At 56.9% G+C, this 17,692-nt stretch carries 12 protein-coding genes; 2 read left to right on the top strand and 10 right to left on the bottom strand.

Translation table 11 applies throughout. From position 1 onward, the window contains the following. Positions 1-82: 82 nt before the first annotated feature. From IEX86_RS13645 to amaB, 7 genes are all read right to left on the bottom strand, one after another. On the bottom strand, positions 83-799 hold the full coding sequence (locus IEX86_RS13645) for an ABC transporter ATP-binding protein (RefSeq protein ID WP_188866670.1): 717 nt from the start codon (positions 797-799) through the stop codon (positions 83-85). Then, the gene (locus IEX86_RS13650; RefSeq protein ID WP_188866671.1) at positions 796-1,671 is read right to left on the bottom strand and encodes an ATP-binding cassette domain-containing protein; all 876 of its coding nucleotides are present in this window, start codon (positions 1,669-1,671) and stop codon (positions 796-798) included. Before IEX86_RS13650 ends, IEX86_RS13645 begins: the two co-directional genes overlap by 4 nt. Further along, entirely contained in the window at positions 1,668-2,948 is a 1,281-nt protein-coding gene (livM, locus tag IEX86_RS13655; protein ID WP_188866672.1) for a high-affinity branched-chain amino acid ABC transporter permease LivM, read from the bottom strand. Before livM ends, IEX86_RS13650 begins: the two co-directional genes overlap by 4 nt. A 4-nt stretch (positions 2,949-2,952) precedes the next feature. Next, positions 2,953-3,867: an ABC transporter permease subunit gene (locus IEX86_RS13660; RefSeq protein WP_188866673.1), complete on the bottom strand. Its 915-nt coding sequence runs from the start codon at positions 3,865-3,867 to the stop codon at positions 2,953-2,955. 99 nt (positions 3,868-3,966) lie between these two features. Further along, positions 3,967-5,088, bottom strand: a complete 1,122-nt coding sequence (locus IEX86_RS13665) for a branched-chain amino acid ABC transporter substrate-binding protein (RefSeq protein ID WP_188866674.1) — start codon at positions 5,086-5,088, stop codon at positions 3,967-3,969. A gap of 278 nt (positions 5,089-5,366) precedes the next feature. Beyond that, positions 5,367-6,647 (bottom strand): L-pipecolate oxidase, encoded by a 1,281-nt coding sequence (gene amaA / locus IEX86_RS13670; protein WP_188866675.1) that lies wholly within the window; start codon positions 6,645-6,647, stop codon positions 5,367-5,369. A 173-nt stretch (positions 6,648-6,820) separates the two neighbouring features. Next, positions 6,821-8,311 carry an L-piperidine-6-carboxylate dehydrogenase gene (gene amaB, locus IEX86_RS13675; protein WP_188866676.1) on the bottom strand — a complete coding sequence of 497 codons (1,491 nt, stop codon included), beginning with the start codon at positions 8,309-8,311 and terminating at the stop codon, positions 6,821-6,823. 147 nt (positions 8,312-8,458) lie between these two features. Between amaB and IEX86_RS13680 the strand changes: the two genes are divergently transcribed. Continuing rightward, the gene (locus IEX86_RS13680) at positions 8,459-9,358 is read left to right on the top strand and encodes a LysR substrate-binding domain-containing protein (protein WP_188866677.1); all 900 of its coding nucleotides are present in this window, start codon (positions 8,459-8,461) and stop codon (positions 9,356-9,358) included. A gap of 61 nt (positions 9,359-9,419) precedes the next feature. On the opposite strand, the gene putA is transcribed toward IEX86_RS13680, so the two are convergent. Beyond that, positions 9,420-13,397: a trifunctional transcriptional regulator/proline dehydrogenase/L-glutamate gamma-semialdehyde dehydrogenase gene (gene putA, locus IEX86_RS13685; RefSeq protein WP_188866678.1), complete on the bottom strand. Its 3,978-nt coding sequence runs from the start codon at positions 13,395-13,397 to the stop codon at positions 9,420-9,422. 399 nt (positions 13,398-13,796) lie between these two features. On the opposite strand from putA, the gene IEX86_RS13690 reads away from it, so the two are divergent. Then, complete coding sequence (locus IEX86_RS13690) at positions 13,797-14,273, top strand: MarR family winged helix-turn-helix transcriptional regulator (protein ID WP_188866679.1); 477 nt, start codon at positions 13,797-13,799, stop codon at positions 14,271-14,273. Between the two features lie 7 nt (positions 14,274-14,280). On the opposite strand, the gene IEX86_RS13695 is transcribed toward IEX86_RS13690, so the two are convergent. Next, complete coding sequence (locus IEX86_RS13695; RefSeq protein ID WP_229685335.1) at positions 14,281-15,678, bottom strand: sugar porter family MFS transporter; 1,398 nt, start codon at positions 15,676-15,678, stop codon at positions 14,281-14,283. Positions 15,679-15,951: 273 nt separating this feature from the next. Next, on the bottom strand, positions 15,952-17,688 hold the full coding sequence (locus IEX86_RS13700; RefSeq protein ID WP_188866681.1) for an acyl-CoA dehydrogenase: 1,737 nt from the start codon (positions 17,686-17,688) through the stop codon (positions 15,952-15,954). Between the last annotated feature and the right edge of the window lie 4 nt (positions 17,689-17,692).

Raw genomic sequence — 17,692 nt, forward strand, 5'->3', positions numbered from 1 at the left:
ATCGAAAGGAAACACGCCAAGGCACGTGATAAGAGATAGCCTGCATCAATACTATGGAGCCTGACACAGGCTGAATACTGACTTAATGGCCGCCGAGATAGGCTTCCCGGACCTGAGGATCAGCCAATAGCTCCTTACCGCTGCCTGTCATGCGGATCTCACCTGTCACCATCACATACGCGCGATCCGAGAGCCTGAGCGCATGGTTGGCATTCTGCTCAACGAGGAAAATCGTCATGCCGGTTTGAGCCAATTCCCGAAGGATCTGAAAAATCTGCTTCACCACAATAGGCGCAAGGCCCAGGCTGGGTTCATCCAATAGGAGTAGCTTGGGCCGACTCATAAGGGCGCGGGCAATGGCCAGCATCTGCTGTTCCCCCCCGGACATGGTCATTGCCCGCTGGTTACGCCGCTCCTTGAGACGCGGAAACAGCTCGAACATGTGTTGCATGTCCTCATCCACGTGCTTGGTGCCAATGGGGATAGTTCCCATCAGCAGATTTTCCTCCACGCTCATGTCAGGAAAGACATGCCGCCCCTCCGGCGACTGGGCGATCCCATTGGACGCAACGAAATGGGCGCTTTTCTGAGTAATCTCCTCGCCGCGGTACATGATCTGGCCGTTTCGTGCCCGAGGTTGGCCAAAGATAGACATGAGCAGCGTAGATTTACCTGCACCGTTGGCACCAATCAGGCTGACCGTCTCGCCCTCATTGATATGCAGCGAGACGCCCCTGAGCGCCTGGATTGGCCCGTAAAACACATCCACGTTCCTGAATTCCAGCAATGGCATGGTCATGCCACTTCCTCCTCATCCGCACCCAGATAGGCGGCAATGACCTTTGGATTATTCTTGATTTCGTCCGGCAGGCCTTGAGCGATTACGTTGCCATGATCGAGCACAACAATATGGTCAGAGATGCTCATGACCATGCCCATGTCATGCTCGATCAGCAGCACGGTGATCCTGTGCTCGTCTCGCAAACGTCGAATAATGGCTGACAGCGCCTCGGTCTCGGCAGGGTTAAGGCCTGCGGCGGGCTCGTCCAGGCAAATCAGCTCGGGCCGTGTACACATCGCCCGGGCAATTTCCAGACGACGCTGCTGCCCATAGGACATCTCCCCAGCCAGGCGATTGGCGGAGTCGGTCAGCCCAACCACCTCCAGCCAGTAGAAGGCAACATCCAGCGCCTTTTCCTCAGCTTGGCGGAAGCCCTTTGTATTGAACACGCCTGCAAGCAAATTGCGGTTGATCCACATGTGTTGGGCCACCAGCAGGTTCTCGATAACGGACATTTCCTTGAACAGCCGAATGTTCTGAAACGTGCGTGCAAGCCCTGCCCGATTTACCAGATGCGTGCCACCAAACATCTTGTACCAGAGTCGGCTGCCAAACTGCGCTGGATTGATAAAGTCGGTGGGTTGGAACGGCTCACCCATGATCTTGCCCACATCCGTTTGCGGGCCTTTTTCCGTGTTAAGCAGGATGCGCCCGTCAGTGGCCTTGTAAAAGCCGGTCAGGCAGTTGAAAACGGTAGTTTTACCTGCTCCATTCGGGCCAATTAACGCGGTGATCGAATGGCGACGAATGTTGAAATCCACTGCCGACAGCGCTTTGATCCCACCAAAGCGCATGCCCAGTCCTTCGACGGTAAGGATGTTATCGCTCATGGCGCCACTCCCTTACGAATCGCGAAACCGCTGCGGCTGATGCGGATAAGGCCACGCGGACGCCACATCATCATCACGACCATCAACACACCAAAGACCAGCATGCGGATGTCGCCGAACTCACGCAGCACCTCAAACAGCAATGTCATCACAAAGGCGGAGATCACGACGCCCATCGTAGAGCCCAAGCCGCCCAGCACCACAATGGCCAAGACCAGCACAGACTCAAAGAAGTTAAACGAGGCCGGGTTGATAAAGCCTTGGTAGGTTGCAAAAAACACCCCGGCAATACCGGCTGTAGAGGCGCCAATCATGAACGCCGAAAGCTTGACCAGCACATGGTTCAGGCCCATGGCCCGGCAAGCGATTTCATCTTCACGCAATGCTTCCCAGGCGCGGCCAATAGGCATGCGCGTGAGACGGTGCTTGATATAGAGCACCAGCAGTACGATCAGAAACAGCACCCCGTAGATGAAAATCATGGTGGCATTGGGGTTGTAGGAGACGCCCAGAAGCTCATGTATAGGGACTCCGCCTTCCTTCGCCCGCCGACCGAACTCGATGCCAAAGAACGTAGGCGACGGCGCAGAAACTCCGTTGGGACCGTTGGTGAATTCCAGCCAGTTATTGAGCACCAGTCGAATGATCTCGCCAAAACCCAGGGTCACAATGGCGAGGTAATCCCCATGCATCCTGAGCACCGGAAAGCCAAGAATCGCCCCGGCCACCGCAGCCATAACCGCTGCCAGGGGAATCATCGTCCAGAAGCCCAGCCCCAGGTATTGGTAACCCAGCGCCAGCCCATAGGCCCCGATGGCATAAAAGCCTACATAGCCAAGGTCCAGCAGGCCGGCAAGCCCAACCACGATATTCAGGCCCAGACCAAGCAGCACATAGATCAGGCAGAGGATGACTACGGTCAGCCAGTACTTGTTGGCCAGAAAAGGCAAGGCAATGGCAACCAGGATCACAACGGGCAGAATAAACCGGAGGTTGGACTTGTATCCTGGCGGCAGCACATGCACGCCGCCGTCATTGCGCCTGAAAGATTCGATCCAGGCACGCCCTTTGTTTGTCTGGCCAAACACGCTAAGCAGGAAGCGCCCAGCCATTACCACTGCCACCATAATGGCGACACGCTGGGGTTCTACATTAAAGCCGTAACCGTCGAGCACAATACCCACGATAGGGCCGAACAGGATCAGCGACACCAACCCAACCATGAAGGTATCGCGCAGGATCACCTTGATATCAAAGGAAGAAGAGGTCTGGGTCATAACATCACACCTTGGCTACATGCGGCTTGCCGAGCAGGCCCTGGGGCCTGAAGATCAAGATCAGTACCAGCAATGAGAAGCTGAAGACGTCCTTGTAATCGCTATTCACAAGCCCTGCGAATTGCGCTTCAGACACACCAAGGATGATGCCGCCAAGCATTGCACCGGGCAGTGAGCCGATACCGCCCAGGACCGCTGCGGTAAACGCCTTGATACCGATAATGAAGCCGGCGTAGAAGTCGAACGTGCCGTAGTTCATGGTGATCAGGACACCGGCCAGCGCCGCCATGGCCGCACCAATGATGAACACATATGAGATCACCCGATCGGTATTGATACCCAGAATCTGCGCCATCTTGCGATCCTGCTGGGTCGCACGGCACATGCGGCCCAAGGTGGTTTTCTGGATCACATAGGTCAGAAGGCCCATGCCCACAATCGAGGCGACGATAATAAAGATCTTGGTATAGGTAATGATGACAAAGCCTTCACCGATGTGGAGGCGCAGTGCCCCATCAAGCAGTGTTGGTACACCCTGTTGGCGAGCCCCTTGGGCCAGCTGTACATAGTTTTGCAAGATCAGCGACATGCCGATGGCCGAGATCAGCGGTGCCAGGCGTGTGGAATTACGCAGCGGTTTATAGGCGATCCGCTCGATCGCCCAGCCATACAGACTGGTTACCACCACACTAAAAATCAGGGTGCCCAGGATCATTACAGGAAAGGAATGCAGACCGAAAAAACTCATCAAGGCAAGGCCAATGGCCGCAAGGTAAGCGGACACCATGTACACATCGCCGTGAGCAAAGTTGATCATGCCAATAATGCCGTACACCATCGTGTAACCGATGGCGATCAGCCCGTATACCGAGCCCAGGGTCAGGCCGTTGATGAGTTGTTGCAGGAAGATACCGTCCACGATGTCGTTCTCGCGCAAGCGGTTGAGTAAGGACGCGTCGGGACCTCACCTCCGGCGTGCTCAGCCGGAGGTGAAAGACGCATGAACGTAGAAAGAGAATCAAGGCAGCTGGTTGTACTTGCCTTTATCGTCCCACTCGTACATCACGTAGTCAGAGACTTTGAGATCGCCTTTGCCGTCCCAGGACTTTTCACCCAGAACAGTAGGAACGGTATGGCTCTTAAGCCACTCGGAGGCAGCCTCGCCCTCCGTGCTGCCGGCGCCGTTAAAGGCAGCCGCTACGGCTTGCAAGGACGCATAGGAGTAAAGTGTGTAGCCTTCCGGCTCATAACCCGAGGCGCGCAGCTTATCGACTACGCCTTTACCAGCCGGGCTTTTCAGCGGATCAGCGCCAAAGGTCATCAACACGCCCTTGGTGTATTGCGGGCCGCCTGCTGTTGTCACCATGTCGGCCGAGACAATGCCATCGCCCGAGACAAACTTGGCGTTTACACCTTGCTCACGCATCTGGCGAACCAACGGGCCGGCTTCCGGGTGCAGACCGCCAAAGTAAACAACCTCGGCACCAGAGGAGCGAATCTTCGTTACCAGGGAGTTGAAGTCCTTCTCACCGCGCGTCAGGCCTTCATAGAGCACTTCCTTCACGCCACGCTTGGCCAGCTGGGCCTTCATGGCATCCGCCAGGCCCTGGCCGTAAGCATCCTTGTCATGGATAACGGCTACCTTTTTCGCCTTTAACGTGTCCACGATGTAGTTGGCCGCCACGACCCCCTGCTGGTCATCACGACCACACATTCGGAATACCCCGGTCAGGCCACGCTCGGTGATTTGTGGATTGGTTGATCCCGGGGTGATGGAGATAATCCCGGCTTCATCGTAAATATCTGATGCAGGCAAGGTATTGGAAGAGCAAAAGTGGCCGATCACGGCCTTGACCTTTTCGGAGTCGACCAGTCGGTTGGCAACCGCTACCGCCTGTTTAGGCTCGCAGGCATCATCCCCTTGTACCAGTTTGATTTTTTCGCCATTGATACCACCAGCAGCGTTAATGTCCTCAGCAGCCAGTGTTGCACCTTTCCAGAACTGTTCCCCATAGGCGGCGTTAGCGCCGGTAAAGGGGCCTGCAACACCGATGACAACATCGGCTTGAACCAATGAAGAGAACGAAAGAGCCGAGCCTATTGCGAGAGCCAGAATGCCTTTTCTGTAAATCTGCGACATGGGAGGTTTGCTCCAGATGGTTTGTTGGCCTCCTCTAAACAGCAATCCACATGCCAGCGCTCTGATATCGTAAAAAAATCTTCAAAATCATGGTTTTTGTAAAAAATCAGAGGTTTTTGCAAGAAATTGGCAAAATGCTTCGCCAGCCTGCGACTAAAGCAGCGCTTGCATCTGTGTAAGGTCACTCACGAAACATCGTTCAGGACAGCGAAACGGCCTAGATGCACTGTCCTGATCTTGTCATCTTCACCCCTTGCACCAATAAGTAACACTGCGAGTTACACCACAATTCGCAAGCACTGCCCTGCGTGATAAAGACTAAAACCTGCTTCGTAGAGCGGACTCCTCCATTGTCCTACGGCGCTGCCATCCCAGGCAGCAAAGGGCATCGGTAGCACTTCGCTGTCACCGCTGCACAAGTAATGGGCAAAGGCCTTGCCTACAACGGTACCGGTCGTTACACCACGTCCGTTATAACCGGTCATGGCGAGCAGACCGGGGGCCGGTTCGAACAGACGCATCAAGTGATCGGGTGTAAACGCGATGCACCCCGTCCAAGTGCATTCCCATTCGACCTTGCCAAGCGAGGGAAAGTAATGCTGCTGGATGCGGTCTGCCCAGGCTTCAATAAACCAGGCCGGACGGCTCGCCATATTGCCAAGGCTTCCCAGGAGCAGACGTCCATCAGCATCACGCCGAATACTGCTAAGCACCGTACGGGTATCCCAGGAGCCCTGCGCGCCGGGCAGAATAAAACCGGCTTCAGACCCCAACGGCCTGGAGGCGACCTGATAGTAATACCCCGGAAAGAATTGATTGCGTAGGGTAGTCCACTCGCCTTCGGTATAGGCGTTGGAAGCGATAAGCACCTGTTCGGCCAGCACCACCCCCTGCTCCGTCACAACGCACCATTGCGAGCCCTGACGCTCAAGGCGAGTAACCGGTGACTGCTGATAGAGCTGAACACCCTGCGCTAATGCTGCGCGGGCCAGCCCAAGGCTGTAGCCCATCGGGTTGATCGTGCCGGCACGGCGATCCAGCAGCGCGCCGGAGACATGGGCGGTGCCACAGGCCTCGATGCAGGCAGTACCGGTAAGCAATTCAACCGGTGCCCCTCGCCGCTGCCACTGTTCAGCGCGGCGCTGCAGGTCAGCAAGCCCTTTGGCATTGTGTGCCATATGCAGCGTGCCCTTATGTTGCGCCTGGCAGTCGATACGGTGCCGCTCAATAAGTGAGAAGACCTCATAGGGTGCGTTGCCCATGACTTTGAGCAGCTTTTCGCCTACCTCGGCACCCAAGGTAGCCACCGCCTCGTCCGGCGGAATCCACATACCGGCATTGACCAGTCCAACGTTACGGCCAGAACCGCCATGGCCGACCTCATAGGCCTCCACGACCGCCACTCGGCGGCCCTGCTCCGCCAGATGCAACGCAGCCGAAAGCCCGGTAATGCCAGCGCCAATAACGCAGACATCCACCTTAATCTCACTGTTAAGAGCTGGAGCATTGAGGGTGTTTGGTGACAGGGTTTCCCAAAGGCATTGCTGGCGGAGCGGCATAGGTATTCCTTCACACAATGACGGTATGAAAACCAGAACCTTGCGAGATCACGTCGCGGTTTAAGGTAGAAATACACGATGAATACGACTGCGCCTGCTCCCTTCTGCTGATTACACGAATCGAACAGGCCGGGCAGAGTAGCCAGGGCGCAGCCATACCCATCAGTCACGCATCAATCGAACACAATCCCCTGTGCCAGCGGCAGCTCACGAGAATAATTCACCGTGTTGGTCTGGCGACGCATATAGCTCCTCCAGGCATCGGAGCCGGATTCACGACCGCCACCAGTCTCTTTCTCACCGCCAAATGCGCCCCCGATCTCGGCGCCACTTGGGCCGATGTTCACGTTGGCAATCCCGCAATCACTGCCCACGGCAGACAGGAAAGATTCAGCCTCGCGGATGTCCGTCGTGAAGATGCAAGACGACAAGCCTTGCGGTACCGCATTGTTCATGGCAATAGCGTCGTTGAACTCGCGGTAAGTCATCACATAGAGAATGGGGGCAAAGGTTTCGGTCTGCACCGACTCGCTCTGCTCGGGCATCTCGACGATGGCCGGAGAGACGTAGTAACCGTTCGGGTACTGATCCGCCAGTTGGCGCTCGCCCCCAAAAACAATACCGCCCTCTCCTTTGGCCTGCTCCAGACTGCCTTGCATGGCCTGAAAGCTTTGCGCATCGATCAGCGGGCCGACCAAGTTACCCTCTAGCGGATGGCCAATGCGTACCTTGGCATAAGCGGATTTCAAGCGAGTCACCAGCTCATCTTTGATCGACTCATGGGCAATCAGGCGGCGCAGTGTGGTGCAGCGCTGTCCGGCCGTACCCACGGCGCTGAACAAGATGGCTCGGACAGCCATGTCCAGATCGGCGCTAGGGCCAACAATCATGGCGTTGTTGCCACCCAGTTCCAGAAGCGAACGGCCAAACCGTGCAGCGACGCGAGGGCCTACTTCGCGGCCCATGCGGGTACTGCCAGTGGCACTGACCAAAGCGACACGGGGATCGTCTACCAGAGCTTCGCCACTGGCGCGGTCACCTACGATAACCTGGCTCAGATAGTCCGGTGCATCGCCAAAGGCTTTGGCGGCGCGCTCAAACAACGCCTGGCAAGCCAGAGCCGTCAGCGGCGTTTTCTCGGAGGGCTTCCACACCACGGAGTTACCGCAGACCAGTGCCAAGGCCGTGTTCCATGACCAGACAGCAACCGGGAAGTTGAATGCACTGATCACACCTACCACGCCCAGCGGGTGCCAGGTTTCACGCATGTGATGACCAGGACGCTCGGAAGCGATGGTCAGGCCGTACAGCTGGCGGGAAAGGCCGACGGCGAAGTCGCAGATATCGATCATTTCCTGCACCTCACCCAGCCCTTCCTGAGTGATCTTGCCGGCCTCCCAGGACACCAGTTCGCCCAGGTCAGCCTTGTGCTTGCGTAACTCCTCGCCCAGCAGGCGGACCAACTCACCACGCCGCGGCGCTGGTACAGCGCGCCAGATCTGGAAGGCTTTGTCGGCACGGGTGATCTTTTGCTCCACCTCAGCGGCGCTTTCCAGCGTGACGGCACCAAGCTGGCTGCCATCGATAGGCGTGAACACGGCATGGTTACCGTTCTGGTAAAGGCTTGGGTCAACGCCGAGGCGGCTGAGCAGTGCATCAATCATGGCTGGCTCCTTGAGTCATTATGGGTTCAGTATTAGCCGGGAAGACACCGCTCAACAAACGACCTTTGCTCGGTTTATCATTCCTTTTTTTCATGAACGTCCAGCACGCAGCATTACGCCTGCGCGCCGACTCAGGTTGGAGCTGTCATGTCCCGTCGCCACATGCCCTCGATCACCGCCATGCAATGCTTTGAGGCCGTGGCGCGGCACCTGAGCTTTACGCGTGCAGCCGAGGAATTAAGCCTGACCCAAAGCGCGGTGAGCAAGCAGGTGGCTCAGCTCGAAGAACAGCTGGGCCATCCGCTTTTTCGACGCGTACGCCAGCGGTTGCAAATGACGCCGGCCGGCTCGCTGTACCTATCTGAAGTCAGCAAGATTCTTACGCAGATCGAGATGTCGACCCATTACATGCGTTCCTATGGCGGTGAAACCGAAGTGCTGCGTGTAGCAACGCCACCGACGTTTGGCGAGCGCTGGCTGATTCCGCGCCTCAAGGGCTGGCGCTTGCAACATCCGATGATTCATCTCGACGTGCGTCATGAGGTCAAGAATATGGACGTCAACGAACCGGCCTGTGATGTAGCGCTCTTTGCGGGTCAGGGCCGCTGGCCCGGCGCAGAATGCATTCCCTTGATGACTGAGGATATGGTGCCCGTCTGCGCGCCCGGTCTTTGGCCCGAGGGGCATTTGAGCGATCCGACGCAACTGGCCGATTACATTCTGCTCCAGAATGCAGCTCGTCCCGAGGCATGGCACGAATGGTTCCAGAGCCAGGGTCTGCACACCGAACACAGCTACCATGGGCCGCGCTTTGACACCTTTACCATGTGCATCCGCGCGGCGCAGGTGGGCTGCGGCGTCGCGCTGGTGCCACGCTTTCTCATTGATGAAGAATTGGCCGAAGGCAAGCTGGTAATCGCTTGGCCACACAGCATGACCAGTCCGCATACGTATTATCTCGGTTACCCCGAGCACGCTGCCGAGGTCCCCAAGATCAGAAAGTTTGTCGCCTGGATTCGCGAGCGGATTGATACGCCTACTGTATAAGCACAGTGTTCAAGGCAATAAAAAGGCCCGGATCAACCGGGCCTTTTCATGAGCGGGACAATCAGCTGATGGTCATCAGGCTGGCGTTACCGCCGGCGGCTGCTGTGTTGACACTCACTGCACGCTCAATGAGCAGACGTTCCAGCGGAATCGCCGTTTCGCCCTGGGACAGCCCCTGAACCCCCACGATCGGACCGCCGCGCTGGGCAGCCTGCTGGCAGACCTGACGTAGCTGATCGGAGTCCCCGTGATGCAGGATGGCGTCGAAGTGCTCCTCGTCCTTGGTCCAGTCGGACGTCGTCTGGATACGCGCCTGTACTGCCTTGGGCAGACGGCCGCGCAGGGCGCGGGACAAATCGTTCTGCACCCACAATGCGGTACTGCCTACGGCCAGAACAGCTGCCAACTGCGTCATCAGATCGGCCTCATCATCGGCCAGGCAGAGTACGCGCTCACGCGGCAGCAGGGTGTAAGTATTGCGCTCACCCGTTGGGCCGGCCAGCAGACGGGTTACGCCACTGATGGTCTGTTTGGAAAATGCCTGGCACAGCTCGGCCAGTTCCGTGTTGTTCTGCTCGCTTGCCCACTTCTGCAACGCTTCGAGCGGCTTGCCCTGACGCTGCTCCATTTGGGTACGCAAGGTCAGGTCAGACGGGCTTTCCTGATCGTCACGAGCAAACGCCTGCGCTACACCATCCACCGGACGGGTAGACAAGAGGCGGTACAGATACACAGGACCACCAGCCTTCGGGCCTGTACCAGACAGACCTTCGCCGCCGAAAGGCTGCACACCGACCACTGCGCCTACCATGTTGCGGTTGACGTAGAGGTTACCGGCCTGAGCCTTTTCCACGACCTGAGCGATGGTCTCGTCGATACGGGTATGGACACCCAGCGTCAGACCATAGCCAGTCGCATTGATCTGATCCATCAGACGATTCAAGTCCTGACGGGCATAGCGCACTACGTGCAACACCGGACCGAAGATTTCGCGCTCCAGCTCGTCCAGGCTTTCCAGCTCGATCAATGTTGGCATCACGAAGGTGCCGCGATGGGTCGCGCCATCGTTGTTGCGTGCAATCTGGTAAACCGTACGACCTTTAGCACGCATACCTTGAACATGCTTGTCGATGTTGGCCTTAGCCTCAGCATCGATAACCGGACCGATATCCACCGGCAGGTTATCAGGGTTGCCGATGCGGCACTCAGCCATAGCGCCCTTCAGCATTTCCAGGATGCGATCAGCCACATCCTCCTGCACACACAGCACGCGCAATGCGGAGCAGCGCTGACCGGCGCTGTCGAAGGCCGAAGCTACGACGTCAGTCACCACTTGCTCAGCCAGCGCTGAGGAATCCACGATCATCGCATTCTGGCCGCCGGTTTCGGCGATCAGCGGAATCGGACGGCCATGGGCATCCAGGCGACCGGCAATGTTGCGGGAGATGATGTTGGCAACTTCAGTCGAACCGGTGAACATCACACCTTTCACACGCTCATCGCTAACCAGCGCCGAACCCACAGTGTGGCCTTGGCCTGGCAGCAACTGTACGACGCCTTCCGGCACGCCAGCTTCCAACAGGATGCGAACAGCCTGAGCCGCGATCAGTGGTGTCTGCTCGGCAGGCTTGGCCAGTACGGTGTTACCCGCTGCCAGTGCAGCTGCAACTTGACCAGTGAAGATAGCCAGCGGGAAGTTCCACGGGCTAATGCACACTACCGGGCCTAACGGGCGGTGAGTATCGTTAGCGAAATCACGGCGCACCTGGGCAGCGTAATAGCGCAGGAAGTCTACAGCCTCACGCACCTCAGCAATGGAGTTGGCAAAGGTCTTGCCCGCTTCACGCACCAGCAGGCCCATCAGGGGCTGGATTTGCGCTTCCATCAGATTGGCTGCGGTTTCAAGTACAGCAGCACGCTGGTCCGGCGGAGTAGATTGCCAGATCGGCGCAGCAGTCAATGCGCTGTTCAGGGCGTTATCTACGTCTTGCACAGTGGCGTTCTGCACGTAACCCACCACGTCACGGTGATCAGCCGGATTCTGGATGGCCTCTGGAATACCCACTTCAGTCGGGCAACCCAGCATCGGTGCAGCACGCCATTCGGTATTGTTACCTGCCAGCAGTGCGCCGGACAGTGAGCCCAGACGATGTTCATTGGCCAGATCAATACCGCTGGAATTCAAGCGGCCTTCGCCATACAGCTGGCCAGGCAGCGGAATACGCGGATGCGGTAAGCCCAGCGCGCCTTCCTGTGCAGCAATCTGCTCGATTGTCACGACCGGATCGGCCACCAACTCCTTCAGGGAGATGGAGTGATCGGCGATGCGGTTGACGAATGAGGTATTTGCGCCATTTTCCAGCAAGCGACGCACGAGGTAGGCCAGCAGGGTTTCATGCGTACCGACCGGCGCATAGATACGGCACGGGCGGTTCAGTTTGCCATCGGCTACCTTGCCCACGACCTGTTCGTATAGCGGCTCGCCCATGCCGTGCAGGCACTGGAACTCGTACTGGCCAGGATAGTAGTTCTGACCCGCGATCTGATAGATAGCGGCCAGGGTATGGGCGTTGTGTGTAGCAAACTGTGGGTAAATGACTTCCGGTACGGCCAGCAACTTGCGAGCACATGCCATGTAGGACACGTCGGTATACACCTTACGGGTATAAACCGGATAGCCTTCGAGGCCTTCCATCTGGGCGCGCTTGATCTCGCTGTCCCAGTAGGCGCCCTTCACCAGACGGATCATCAACCGGTGACGGCTGCGGCGCGCCAGATCGATCACATAGTCGATCACAAAGGGGCAACGCTTCTGGTAGGCCTGGATAACAAAGCCAATACCGTTCCAACCGGCCAGACTGGACTCGAAGCACAGGCGCTCCAGCAGGTCCAGGGAGATTTCAAGACGATCGGCTTCCTCGGCGTCGATGTTGATGCCGATGTCGTACTGCTTGGCCAGCAGGGTCAGGCTCAGCAAACGTGGATACAGCTCTTCCATAACGCGCTCGTACTGAGCACGGCTGTAACGCGGATGCAGCGCGGACAACTTGATGGAAATGCCAGGACCTTCGTAGATACCACGACCATGAGAGGCCTTGCCAATGGAGTGAATGGCCTGCTCATAAGACGCCAGATAACGCTGAGCATCTTCCTCGGTCAGGGCGGCTTCACCCAGCATGTCGTAGGAGTAGCGGAAGCCTTTGGCTTCGAGCGAGCTGGCATTGGCCAGCGCCTCAGCGATGGTTTCACCGGTAACGAACTGCTCACCCATCAGGCGCATCGCCATATCGACACCCTTACGGATGACCGGCTCGCCACTCTTGCCGATGATGCGGTTAAGCGAGTTGGAAAGACCGGCTTCGTTATGGGTGGAAACCAGCTTACCCGTCAGCAGCAGGCCCCAAGTCGCCGCGTTGACGAAGAGCGACGGGCTGTTGCCCAAGTGTGGCTGCCAGTTGCCCTTGCTGATCTTGTCGCGAATCAGGGCATCGCGGGTGCCTTTATCTGGAATGCGCAGCAGCGCTTCAGCCAGGCACATCAGCGCCACGCCCTCCTGAGAGGACAGGGAGAACTCGCGCAGCAGACTTTGAACCATGCCGGAACGACCGCCAGCACCCTTCTGATTACGCAACTTTTCAGCAATGCTGTAGGCCAGCTTATACGCGGCGTCAGCAGTAGCGACCGGTAGACGTGCCTGCTCAAGCAGCATAGGCACCATTTCTTCTTCCGGGCGGCGATAGGCGGCTGTCACGGCAGAGCGCAATGCAGACTGCGGCAGAATGCTTTCGGCAAATTCAAGAAAAGGCTGATAGACCGGTTCGGCCAGGGCTTCTACTACCTCGTTGTCACCTTCGCCCAGTCGCGCAGCAATACTCTGCAACTCGTCGACACTTACACCTTTTTCCAATGTTTCCAGGTAAGTGTAGATGGCCTGTTTGATCAACCAATGGGGTGTACGGTCGATAAGGCGAGCGGCCTCCTTCAAACGTTCACGGGTGGCTTCATCGAGTTTCACGCCTAGCGTAGTAGTAGTTGCCATTGAACAGCCTTTTTTAATTAGAAGTGCTACACGGTGGCGGCAAGCATAGAGGCAACGCTACTAAGGTGCAACCAAGTGCAACCTATGAAAACAATAAAGGCGCAACCGTCTGTCTCTTGACCATTGGAAGGTATTGCCCTGCCTAACCAGAACGGCTCTAGGACAGGGATTCAGGCACATAGCTGTAGAACAGGGAGATCACTTTTATTTAGTGCTTTTCTGCCGCTTCGCTGCTGCTTCAGGCAATTACAGCATGCCAGGTTGCACCCGACTCTGCTGCGGTTTCTCCCAGAGGCGTTGGCGTCGCGACAATACCCTTACGATGTATAAGAAAATACGTGACTTGTACACTCTCTGCCCGCATTATTCGATAATCATGACAAAACCTTTTCCCATTCAATGAATAAAAAACAGCAGGTTGCAGTCGATACGACCGATGTGGAAGAAACCAGCGAAATCAACTCGCCTTTTTTGAATGAAGTGATTGGTTATGCTCTGCGTCGGGCTCAGCTGAAAGTTTTTCAGCACCTGATCAATGAGCTGGAAGCCTACGATCTTCGCCCCGCTCAATTCACCGCGCTCACGCTTATCGAGCAGAACCCCGGGCTCATGCAGGCCGAGTTGGCGCGCGCCCTGGCCATTGAGCCTCCGCAGATGGTCATTATGCTGAACAAGTTGGAAGCGCTTGGTCTTGCGCTGCGTATACGTTGCAAGGCCGACAAGCGCTCTTACGGAATATTCCTGAGCAAGACGGGCGAGACCCTGCTCAAGCAGCTCAAAGAGGTGGCCATCCGTAGTGATGATGAGGCCACCTCAGCCCTGACGACAGAAGAGCGCAAACAGCTCTTACATCTGCTGCACAAGGTGTATCGCTAGGGCTCGACTAGCGAGGCCGGAAGGTGCCTGCTTTCAAGGACCGTTCAATGTCTTCCAGGCTTCGCCCGCCGGTTTCCGGCACCAGGAAGAAAATGAATAGCCAACCCAAGGCATTGAGCCCGGCATAGACCCACATGGCACCGCCCACCCCCAGCCATTTAGTCATGGTCAGGGCGGTACCTGTCAGCAGCAGATTTGACCCCCACAGCATAGCCGCATGGGCACCGGTAGCCTGATCCCGAATCGCAAGTGGGTAGATTTCCGAGCCAGTCAGCCAACCCACCACCTGAATGCCGCCTGCGTTGAAGATCATGAAGACGATCAGGCACGCAACCACCCACCAACCCTGTGCCTCTCCCGCCAGGTTGAAATGCAGCACTGCGCCAAGCACCAGCAGTGCCACGACAGCACCTGGAATCATGACCAAGCTCAGCGTCCGACGTCCAACCTTGTCGACAATCAACTTGCCGATCACCGTCATGACTAGATAAGTGATCGCCACCCCGAGTGCCGACCACAACGCAGCGGAGGCTCCAAAACCGGCATCCTTCAAAAAGGTCGGTGTGTAATAAATCATCATTTCGATGCCACTGAGCTGAGTGAAGGCCGCTACTCCCAAGCCAGCGATCAACGCTGGTCGCAGCCAGGGTTGGCGCATGGCCCGCCAGCCAGTCACCGAATCTTCCTCCTTCTTTTCCACGACTTCCTGAATATCGGCTATCTCCTCGCGCACCTCTTTCGAGGTATCACGCACCTTAGCCAGTTCATGCGAGGCCTTCTTCGGTTGGGCCTGCTCGACTAGCCAGCGCGGACTCCTGGGCATTTTTGTCATTCCAAACAACAGCACCAGGGAGGGAACAAGCGCGACGCCGATCATCCAGCGCCAGGTGAAGAGGTTCTGCCCTGCTACGCCAACAATCGCAGCCAGGAGGATCCCTACACCGATGGAAACATTGAAATAAGTAACCAGGCGACCACGCTTTTCTGGCGGAGCCAGTTCAGCAATATACGTCGGCACGATTTGGGTCGACCCACCTACAGCAAACCCTAAGACCAGGCGAGACAGGCCCAGGCACCACACATTGGGGGAAACCGCAGCGGCGACTACGCCGATGCAGTAAATACCGGCCACAATCACAATTGTCAGCCGGCGCCCAAGGGTTGCGGACATGCGCGTAGAGCTGAGTGCCCCTATCACTGCGCCTAGCAAAATGGCGGCGGTTACAAGCTCCTGAGCACGGTGATTGAGTTCGAAGTCCTGAGCGATTTGTGGCAAGGCACCGGAGATGATGCCGGTATCGTAGCCGTACAAGCCTCCGGCGATGGCTGCAACTGTGGCTACCATCGCCATATAGGCTTTCGGCTTGATACGGCTCTCCGCCGCGGGGCTAACAGCGTCTGACATAGCGCTACCTGTCATATGGAAGGAATATGAAGGTATGGAGAGAGCAGTGAGTGGCGCGGTTCCCGTTAACGCCAGACGCTCTGAAGAGGTAATAGCTCAAGCAGACGCTTGTAATGGCTCAAACGTGAGCCTCTTAGGACTTGCTAGCGATTTTATACTAGCCAGTATCTATCTAAACAAACTGACGAAACACCTGCACGTTGGTGAATTATAGTTACCCGATTTGCACCTACTTTAGCGAAATCGAAGCCATTTGCTAAAGGGTCGCTACCTTTATATGGGTGGCAATGGTGCCTGACCCGCTTTAACGGCCTCGACTGCCTGCCTCACGTTGATCAACAAATAGTCGTAAACGAAACGGGCCGTCTCGCTTTTGGTTTTATAAAACGTCTCCTTTTGCTTTGGCGCAGCCAGCCGAGCCGTACGCGCCCAGGCAAAGGCCAGCCCCAACCAGCCATGCAAGCGCAGATAGTCCAGTGCTGCGCGATATGGCCATTCCTGATCATGGGAAGCCATCAAGTCCGCAGTAACCTGCTCAACCTGCATGCACGCTTGCGTTAAGTCCCTCCCGTAGCTTTCGCATGAGCGCGTCATCAAACAGCGCTCGGCTTCTTGCCTGTAGAGCCCCAACAGCATACCTAGCGCTTCGCCCCTATCCCCGATGACCTTGCGCAAGAGCAGATCGTTAGCCTGAATTTCATTGGTGCCTTCATAGATCATGGCGATCCGGCTGTCGCGCAGTGTTTGCTCGATACTAAAGTCCGTGAAGTACCCGTAACCGCCCAACACTTGCAGTGCAGCACTGGCCTGCTGAAACCCTTGCTCGGTAAAGAAGGCCTTGATGACAGGAGTCAGCAGCGATGCCAGTTGATAGGCACGGGCGCGCTCAGTGCTATCCGCTGCATGATCAGCTAGTTCCAGCAAATGCGCCCCCCAATATCCTAACGCACGCATCCCCTCGCTACAGGCTCGAAGCTCTAGCAGAACACGCCGTATGGCGGGGTGTTGTACAAGCAAATCAGCCACTTCTGCTGTGTCTTCAGAACGATTCGGCGCACGCATCTGCCTTCGCTCTGAGGCATAAGCCAACGCCTGTTGGTAGGCCGACTCCACATGCCCTAAACCCTGCAGCCCTACGTGCAGCCGTGCTGAGTTCATCATGACAAACATGGCTGCCAACCCCCGATGAGGCTCGCCGATCAGCGAGCCCTGCGCCCCTTCAAAGCGCAAGGCACAGGTGGCACTGCCCTTGATTCCCATCTTGTGCTCAAGGCTTTCACAATGGACACCGTTAGGCGCATCGTCGAGTTGCTTGGGTACTAAAAACAGAGACAGCCCCCGGCTACCGGCCGGTGCATCAGGCAGGCGGGCCAGTACAAGGTGCACGATATTGTCGGTCAGGTCATGCTCACCGCCAGAAATGAAAATCTTGCTGCCTTCGAGCTGGTAAACCCCCTCCCCCAGCGGCTCTGCCCGAGTACGAATCAGGCCAACATCACTGCCTGCCTGGGGCTCGGTAATACACATGGTGGCAAGCCACTCGCCACTCACAACTTTACTAAGGTAAGTCTCCTTGAGCGCTTCTGAGGCATGGGCACGCAAGCACTCATAAGCGCCATGGGCAATACCGGGATACATGGCCCAGCCGTGGTTGGCCGAGACCAGCATTTCGTGAAGCGCCGCGTCCAGCACTTGTGGCAAACCTTGCCCACCCCAGGCAGGATCACAGGCCAAAGCGGGCCAGCCACCGTTGACATATGCCTTATAGGCCTCAGCAAAGCCGGACGGCGTGGTTACTTGTCCGCCGTTCAAATGGCAGCCTTGACGATCCCCCAAAGCGTTCAGAGGCACCAGCTTGTCTACCGCAAAGCGGCCCGCCTCTTCCAAAATTTGAATAGAGAGCGCTTCATCCACTTCCTTAAAGGCTGGTATTACAGACCACTCAATTGGGCTACTAAGCCACTCACTGATAACAAACTGCATGTCGTGTAGCGGGGGTTGGTAGGCCATGCCA

The sequence above is a fragment of the Pseudomonas asuensis genome (genome assembly GCF_014646755.1).
In the GTDB taxonomy this organism is placed as follows: domain Bacteria; phylum Pseudomonadota; class Gammaproteobacteria; order Pseudomonadales; family Pseudomonadaceae; genus Chryseomonas; species Chryseomonas asuensis.

Bases quoted from the DNA above. Each gene is read 5' to 3' on its own strand.
- livM (WP_188866672.1), bottom strand. From the start codon at position 2,948: ATGACCCAGACCTCTTCTTCCTTTGATATCAAGGTGATCCTGCGCGAT.
- amaA (WP_188866675.1), bottom strand. From the start codon at position 6,647: ATGCCGCTCCGCCAGCAATGCCTTTGGGAAACCCTGTCACCAAACACC.
- IEX86_RS13645 (WP_188866670.1), bottom strand. From the start codon at position 799: ATGACCATGCCATTGCTGGAATTCAGGAACGTGGATGTGTTTTACGGG.
- IEX86_RS13700 (WP_188866681.1), bottom strand. From the start codon at position 17,688: ATGGCCTACCAACCCCCGCTACACGACATGCAGTTTGTTATCAGTGAG.
- amaB (WP_188866676.1), bottom strand. From the start codon at position 8,311: ATGATTGATGCACTGCTCAGCCGCCTCGGCGTTGACCCAAGCCTTTAC.
- IEX86_RS13680 (WP_188866677.1), top strand. From the start codon at position 8,459: ATGTCCCGTCGCCACATGCCCTCGATCACCGCCATGCAATGCTTTGAG.
- IEX86_RS13650 (WP_188866671.1), bottom strand. From the start codon at position 1,671: ATGAGCGATAACATCCTTACCGTCGAAGGACTGGGCATGCGCTTTGGT.
- IEX86_RS13695 (WP_229685335.1), bottom strand. From the start codon at position 15,678: ATGTCAGACGCTGTTAGCCCCGCGGCGGAGAGCCGTATCAAGCCGAAA.
- IEX86_RS13665 (WP_188866674.1), bottom strand. From the start codon at position 5,088: ATGTCGCAGATTTACAGAAAAGGCATTCTGGCTCTCGCAATAGGCTCG.
- putA (WP_188866678.1), bottom strand. From the start codon at position 13,397: ATGGCAACTACTACTACGCTAGGCGTGAAACTCGATGAAGCCACCCGT.
- IEX86_RS13690 (WP_188866679.1), top strand. From the start codon at position 13,797: ATGAATAAAAAACAGCAGGTTGCAGTCGATACGACCGATGTGGAAGAA.